The 7,543-nt window shown below is 57.9% G+C and carries 6 protein-coding genes; all 6 read left to right on the forward strand.

From position 1 onward, the window contains the following. Nucleotides 1-3: 3 nt before the first annotated feature. Nucleotides 4-1,926 (forward strand): EF-hand domain-containing protein, encoded by a 1,923-nt coding sequence (locus tag ACGHU1_RS15990; protein WP_390588501.1) that lies wholly within the window; start codon nt 4-6, stop codon nt 1,924-1,926. 532 nt (nt 1,927-2,458) lie between these two features. Then, nucleotides 2,459-2,857 carry a single-stranded DNA-binding protein gene (locus ACGHU1_RS15995; RefSeq protein ID WP_390588503.1) on the forward strand — a complete coding sequence of 133 codons (399 nt, stop codon included), beginning with the start codon at nt 2,459-2,461 and terminating at the stop codon, nt 2,855-2,857. A 572-nt stretch (nt 2,858-3,429) separates the two neighbouring features. Continuing rightward, on the forward strand, nt 3,430-4,680 hold the full coding sequence (locus ACGHU1_RS16000) for a tyrosine-type recombinase/integrase (RefSeq protein WP_390588504.1): 1,251 nt from the start codon (nt 3,430-3,432) through the stop codon (nt 4,678-4,680). After that, nucleotides 4,677-5,891 carry a tyrosine-type recombinase/integrase gene (locus ACGHU1_RS16005; RefSeq protein WP_390588505.1) on the forward strand — a complete coding sequence of 405 codons (1,215 nt, stop codon included), beginning with the start codon at nt 4,677-4,679 and terminating at the stop codon, nt 5,889-5,891. The genes ACGHU1_RS16000 and ACGHU1_RS16005 overlap by 4 nt, the downstream gene beginning before the upstream one ends. Before the next feature lie 213 nt (nt 5,892-6,104). Further along, a complete protein-coding gene (locus tag ACGHU1_RS16010) occupies nt 6,105-7,352 on the forward strand; it encodes a hypothetical protein (RefSeq protein WP_390588506.1) in 1,248 nt (415 codons plus the stop codon). A 1-nt stretch (nt 7,353) separates the two neighbouring features. Beyond that, nucleotides 7,354-7,543, forward strand: a 190-nt coding sequence (locus tag ACGHU1_RS16015) for a hypothetical protein (protein WP_390588508.1), incomplete at its 3' end; no start/stop codon positions are given.

Consider the following 7,543-nt stretch of genomic DNA (forward strand, 5'->3'; position numbering starts at 1 on the left):
CAGTTGGCGGCGCAGGATCGCGAGGCTCGGGCCTCCCAATACGATCCGGCGATCCTGCTGCTCGCGAACGTGCGATCTGGATCCACGTCGCATGCCTATCTCAACAACTTGTTGTCTGCGTTCCGAGCGGTCGATGGCGATAGCAACGGGCTCGATCGCGACGATGTCGCCCGGATCGATGCCCGCGTCCGCGAGGAGTCGCTTGCCAAGCTGCAAAGCCGCATCGCGAGGTCCGAGAGCGAGATCGCGGAAATGGATGCGGACGGCGATGGCGGCCTCACCGAAGCCGAGATCCGCGACGCGATCGAATACCAGCGAAGCGGGCGCAAGGTGGCCGAAGGCATCTTCGACATTTACGATTTTGACAAGGATGGCCTGATCGAAATCGCCGATATTGCGAGGGGCAATGGGCGGCAGCTACGAATTCTCAACGAATCCGACCTCAATGGCGATAAGCGCCTGAGCAAGGAGGAGTATCTGGCCGCCTTTGCGAAGCTACGCCCGGCCACCACGGAGGAACCGAACATCCGGTTCGACCAGATGGACCTTGACGGCAATGGCATCGTGACCGCCGCCGAGATGGCGGGCCAGGCAGTCCCATTTGAGCTCAGCACGCGAGAACAGGAACGCCGCAGCCGAATGTTCGAGCGCCTCTTCCAGATAGACCAGGATGGCGACGCCCGGCTGAGCGAGGAGGAGTTGACTGGTGCCTTCCGACGTCAGTTCGCCCGCATCGACAGCGATGGCGACGGGACGGTCTCGCCGGCAGAGTACAGAGCCGGTCGCCGCACGGTGGAATTGGCACGAGATATTGCCAGTCTGCCGCTATGCGCAGTGCCCACCCCTGAAGCCGGGACCGAGTTGCTCGCCATCGCGGCGCGTGGCGGCCAGCTGGGCTCGACGGTCGCGGTAGGCGGACAGGATCGCGAGACGAGCATCGCCGAGGTGATTGTCGAACCCGGCGACGCGCCGCTGTTCGTTCTGCTAATGGCTGAAGAACCGGTGATCTGGGAGTTTTCAGGCGCCACCGAACGCGTCTCGCAGGTCGTGGCGTTGTCCGGAAGACGCGACGATGCGGGGAACGCACTCGCTGGAACCATCGGCGTGTCGCAAGGCAAGGTGCGCTTCGGCGACGACTGCTTTCCTGTGCGCAAGGCGCTCGGCGCTTCGAACTACGGCACTGCGCAGCTCGAGACGGTCATCGCTGCCGTTACCGGCCTCGAAACCCGCGCCGGTGCAGAAAGGATCGGCCGGGTCTTCCTACCTTCGCTGGGCATTGAGCGGTTCAATACCGGAGTTCCCGCGCCCGAAGGCTTCGATCCCGACGTCTGGTGGATGGTGACCGACGAGCGTCCTCGCGGAATCAGAGATCTCGATCCGTCGCGTGTTGTCGCTGCAACATCGGTCGAACGCTACGACATACTGCCTGCCGAATTCGGCCTTGCACGGCTCACCTATCAGGGAACTATCGAACCTACCGAGCACGATAACGAATTCCGCCTGCTCAAACCGCTAGAGAGGTTCCCCGGCGCATTGACAGGTGCGAGTAGCGTCAGTTTCATGCTCGGCGAAGGTCTCGCGCGTCCGCAAGGCGAATTCGGTCGTGGGTGCCTCTATGCCGCCGATGGAGAAACCGTGCTAGAAGGTGATTATTGTAGGCGATACCCTCGCGGCAACGCAGTGCAAATCCGGATCGGGCAAGACGGAAAATCGTGCCTCTACCGCTACGGCGGCGAAAAGGCCGGCTGCTTTCCCGAGGATGGCGGGCCGCTGCGCGCAGTTGAAACTGACGAGGGGATCCAGTTCAAGTCAGTCCCGTTCGAGGAGAGAGGTGACGAGATGCAAACCCAGGTTAGGCCAGCTCCGCCATCGGACTACTTGTCGCCGATAGAGATTATCCCGGCAGGTTTGAGGCACAGGTGGTAAGCCACAAGCCTGCCTTTTTTGAGGCAATGCAGGTTTGCCGAGCAATAAACACGACCGGGGCCAGTACGTAGCTTTCTTTGCGCTTATGCAGATGTACGGAGCAGCCCTCATTATCGACGTGGCGTTCGAGAACGAGGAAGACCGGGAAGCTGAGCTAGGCCTTCGTAGAACCTCTGGCAGCATCGGAAAGCGACGGCGAAAGCTGATTACAGCGGGGTCACGCGAGCCTTCAGACCCGCACCCGATACCCATCCGGCTTTCTTCGCGAACAGTCCTGAACCAGGTCAGCTGAGGAGCCGCAACCCGTTCCTTTCCGGCCGTGTTGGCAGCGTCTCCTTGCGCGATTGCGGTCGCAAAACCGGTTCCCACTTTTGCTGCAATCGCTTGGGCGCTGCCTGGCCGCACCACCCGTCATGAACAGGTTTCCCTTGGAGCTTCGCTCTTGCGGTGCAGCCCTCCCATGCCCTGCTTCTTTCAGATGTTCGCAAGCCGGAGATGATCTCCGGTTTGAGGAACTGAAGGAATCTGCATCATGACCAATATCACTATCATCACCGGGCGCGTCGCCCGCAAGCCGGATGTCCGCACGACCCAAGGCGGTACCAATGTCACCGGGATCACCGTTGTCACCGATCGCCCCGCACGCGATAAGGATGGGAAGACCTACAAGGACGAGAACGGCTACACTGCCAAGGAAAGCGAGTTCCACCGGGTGACCTGCTTCAACGGCCTCGCCAAGACCGTCGGCCAGTATTGCTCGAAGGGCCAGTTGGTCAGCGTCCAGGGCCGCATCCACTATACCCAGCGGGACGATAAGGAAGGCGTGACCCGCTACGGTACGGAGATCCTCGCCGACAAGGTTGACTTTCTGTCGCGCGGCAACGGCTCCGGCGAGAACGAAGACAACAAGGATGCTCCCGAGATCGACTGAGATTTCGCTTCACCACCTTACTTCAAGCGGGGCGCTTCTCGACCGAGCAGTGCCCCATTTTGCACGTCTGCGTTTGTTCGTGGGCGGCAGCACCGTAGGACCAACAATTGCCTCTTGATTTGGCTGAACAGAAACCCTGATAGTTGCCTATGTCTGAGCAGACTAAGTCAGCATCAAGACTCACCGGAATGATCTTTATGATCGCGCCGGGAGTTAGTTCCATAGCCAAAATATTACTCCTCCTTGCGCTTCAATCTCGCACGCCGGAACAACTCTGCCTGTAGCCCAGCTTCTCGCTCTTGAGATCAGGCGCTTGTGATGGCTATTTGGTCCCCATTCCGGAACATTGGCTGAACATCGACGATATTCCTCACTGTTGCTCACGGCCGGAAGGCCCGGCTTTCCAACTGGAAAACCCATAAAATCAACCTTTTGGAACTTGCTGAGTTCCAAAACCGGAATGGTCTGGCAGTCCCTCTTGACAAAGCACACCGTACGCATCGCTGATGCAGAAAGATATTTTTTACCAGTATCTTGCTCGAATTCGATCCTCAAAAGCGAGGAGCAGATTGATGGACCGAAATGGCCATGTGTTACCGCAAAAATCAAGCCCGAATCATGCGCTTTCCGCAGTGCCGCGTGAGCGCCAGGATGAGGGTGAACAGAGCATCCAGCGTGTGAGGCTAAACGGCAATATCGCCCGGCGCAGGCCTGGCAAGCGGATGATTGAATATTGGGATAGCGAGCTGCCCGGCTTCGGTCTGCGCGTGCATCCCTCGGGCCGCCGAACCTGGTTCGTGATGTTTCGCCAGCGCGGCAAACAGCGCCGCACCTCGCTTGGAACGACTGGGCAGAATACGGCGATTGAGGCGCGTCGACTTGCGCGGGAAAAACTGGCGGAAGTGGCCCTCGATGGCCTGCCTTCGCGCAAGACCACGAAGTCTCGCGCGAAGGAAGCTCCCCTAATGCGAGAATACGCTGAGCGTTTCTGGTCTGACTATGCGCACCACTGGAAACCGAGCACGCGCCAGCGGAACCGCACCGGGATCGATCGGGACATCCTCCCAACCTTCGGTGATCGCCGTGTCGACGAAATCACCAAGGCCGATGTTTCGTTCTGGCGCGATGGCTTCGCCGAGCGCACAGGTGCCTTCAACCGGACCATCCCGATCCTTTCGGTGATGATGGGCTATGCCGAACAACTCGGATACCGCAGCCGTGGTTCGAACCCTTGCAGAGGGACGCCGCGCTACAAACGCAAGCGAAAGGAACGCTTCCTATCTGCCCGTGAATACGGCCAACTCTCGACCGCGTTGAACCATTTTGAAGCCGAACACTCGGCTGTCGTCGCTGCGATACGACTTTTGATCTACACGGGCGCGCGCTGCGGAGAGGTCGAGAACTTGCGTTGGGAATGGGTACAAGAACCGCGCCTGATGTTACCGGATAGTAAGAGCGGCGCGAAAATCATCTATCTCAACCGGCAGGCTGTCGAAGTGATTGCATCTATCCCGGATCGCAAGCCGAGGGGGTTGGTTTTTCCATCGGATCGTAACCCAAGCAAGCCAACTAAGTTGAGCATGTACTGGACGGAAATCCGCAATCGGGCTGCTCTGCCCGATGTCCGCTTACACGACCTCAGGCACAGCTTCGCCTCGACCGCTATCCGCGACAACATCTCGCTTATGGTGATCGGCAAGCTGCTCGGCCACGCGTTGGCCGAGACGACTTCGCGCTATGCGCATTTGTCCGATGAGGTCATCGCCGATGCTGCCGAGCGCGTGTCGGGATCGATCGCGAACCTGATCGGAGTAGGCCAATGAACGCGCTAACACTTCAGACCATCGTCACCGAAGAACTCGCCACGGCGCGTATCGGCGTTGTCGGCAAAACCAAAGGCGACAGCAAACTACGCCGAATAGTCTGGTCGAAACGACTGCCGGGTTTCGGGACGCGCTACTACGCGAGTGGACGCACGATCTACATTGTCCAGGCGGCGATGCAGGGACGGACGCGAACCGTAACGATTGGCAACGCCAAGATACTGAGCGAAGCACAGGCGATGGATGTTGCGCGGCGCGTGCTTCTGCGCGCTCAGGTCGGTCAGAACCCAGCGGAGAAGCGGAAGAAACGCCGCAAGGTCCCGCTCTACGCGGACTTTCTCGACACCTACTGGCGCAAAGTCTCGCCAACCTGGAAGACATCAACCCTGCACACGCATGGACTGTATCGGCAGAACTATCTCCAATCGGCGTTTGCGCGGTTGTTCCTCGACGAGATCGAGCAGCCCAGCGTGCAGGAGTGGTTCAACCGCGTAACAGAGATAGGAGGCCCAGGAGCGGCAAACCGGTCGTGTGAGATCCTGCGCGCTATGATGAACAAGGCCGAAGAGTGGGGCATCAAGCCAGAAGGCTCAAACCCGTGCACCTCGATCCGAATGAACAAGCGGCGCAAGTGCGAGCGGTTCCTTTCCGATCAGGAGTTTCGGCACCTTGGCGCGGCGATAGACAAACACCGCAAATCGAGACCGGTTCATTGCGCGGCATTGCAGCTCTTGATCCTGACTGGATGTCGACGATCCGAAATCACCGGCTTGACCTGGAGCGAGGTCAAGGGCCGCCGCTTGCTCTTGACCGACAGCAAAACCGGTCCGCGTACCGTCTGGCTGGGCGAAGCCGCGTGGACCGTGATCAAATGCCTTCCACGTCACAAGCGCCGCCCGGAAGTGTTCTTCAATCCGAAAACGCGAAAGAGCGTTGATCTGACTTGCCTTTGGAGAGACGTTCGCGAAGAGGCGGGTCTGCATGGTGTGCGACTGCACGATCTGCGCCACAGCTTCGCGAGCCACGCCGCCGCCCGCTCGGAAACACTTCCGATGATCGGCAAGTTGTTGGGTCACAGGCACGTGACCACTACCGCGCGCTACGCTCATCTGGATGACGGACCGGTCATTGAGGCCGGGCAGCGCATCGGCGACCTGATCGAAGAAATGATGGGTAGTCCGGAGACGTTCTTTGATTGGGCTAGAGCCTAAACATTGCGGTTCTGGTCGATAAGTATGAGTCAGAAGTCATCAATAAGTATGAAAACGTAGGTCACGGCGTTGTAATTTACGGACCGTTAACCCTACCGGGCCATATCAACCTACATAGCTGCGGATCGAGGAACGATTAAGCAATCCGACCCGGCTGATTTGGTCGCGAATGATAGGGGCAAGAACATGGGAAGCTGTTGTGACCACCTGTTTATGAGCAGGTTGGGTAGAACTCTGCTGATTGTTGTAGTGGCATTACTGACGCCTTCTATTGTGTCGGCGCAGAACTTTACGGTTGTGTCGGTTCCTGATCCATATACTGCAATCTATACTGATGGTTCTGGACGGACGATCACGGTTCGCGGCGAGCCACAAAATACGAGTTGCTTCGCTTTTGATGCCACAGGCGTTGCAGATGTTTTTGCTCGGTCCAGCATCGCGGCATGCGATCGCGCTATTGAGATTCGGTTCGAGACTTCCGGATTCTTGTTCGATAGCGTGGTCTATCCAGATATTGACGATATCGACGGCACCGCGCCTCGTGATAGTTTCGCAGCGAATGTCCCTGGGACTTGGACATCTCCAACAATTGAAGTTCATTCATTTGCTAGCCCGCCGGCCTATGCTGATCAGGCATCGCGGCTGTCTTCGGCGGGTGCAGTTGGTACATTTCTCGCGAATGATGCGGGCGACAACCCGACGAACGAAACTGCAACATTTAGTCTGACCACGCCCAGTTCATCTTTTTCAATCTTTTATGATGACGTTCAGGGGGGGCGAAATGCGCGCGCTTTCTTCAACCTGAATTTTATCATCGTCCAGACTGCGCAGGGCGCAGTTGTTGCCGTCTCGGATAGCGCAAGTGGTATCGATGGGGTTTCTGGCGCTTTGGATGTCGTTAACGCTTATGACGGGGACACTTTGAACGGAGTGGCTGCCGGTCCAACGAACACGACGCTGGCAGTGGCGGCGGGATCGAGCGTTCCGGCGGGCCTAAACTTCGATACATCGACGGGACAAGTGAGCGTAAATGCAGGCACATCCGGTGGCACTTACAGTTTCGATTATGAGATCTGCGAAATCGGCTTTCCGACGAACTGCCAGATCGCAACGGTTACTGTGGATGTTACCCGGCAAACTGATCTCTCCATTACCAAGACGAACACACCAGGGGTTAATGGAGAAGTCGATCAGGCTTCCGACACTGTCGTTTCGGGTTCGACAACCACCTACACGCTTGTTGTCACTAACAACGGCCCGGACACCAGCGTTGGGGCAATTGTCACCGACACTCCTGGGACTGGCCTGTCTTGCCCAGCCGCAAATGCAGTCACGATTACTGGCAGTGGCGTTCCTCCGGGAAGCTTCACTGTGAGTGATCTTACGGGAGTGGGAATCACGCTGGGTTCTTTAGCCAACGGCGAAAGCACAACTCTTTCATTCTCGTGCACGGTGAACTGACATGAAACATTCTGCAATTCACTATAAACGCCTTCTCTTGACCACGACCGGAGCTGTCGCGATCAGCCTGCCCTCTGCCGCTTTGGCACAGGATGCGGTGAATACCGCCACGGTGGCTGTCCCAGCTGGAGCTAATGATTCCACTTCCGGCAACAACAGTGCGACGGATAGTGATACTATCTTCGCTGTTG

This window comes from Erythrobacter sp. MTPC3 (assembly GCF_042854385.1).
Classification (GTDB): domain Bacteria; phylum Pseudomonadota; class Alphaproteobacteria; order Sphingomonadales; family Sphingomonadaceae; genus Erythrobacter.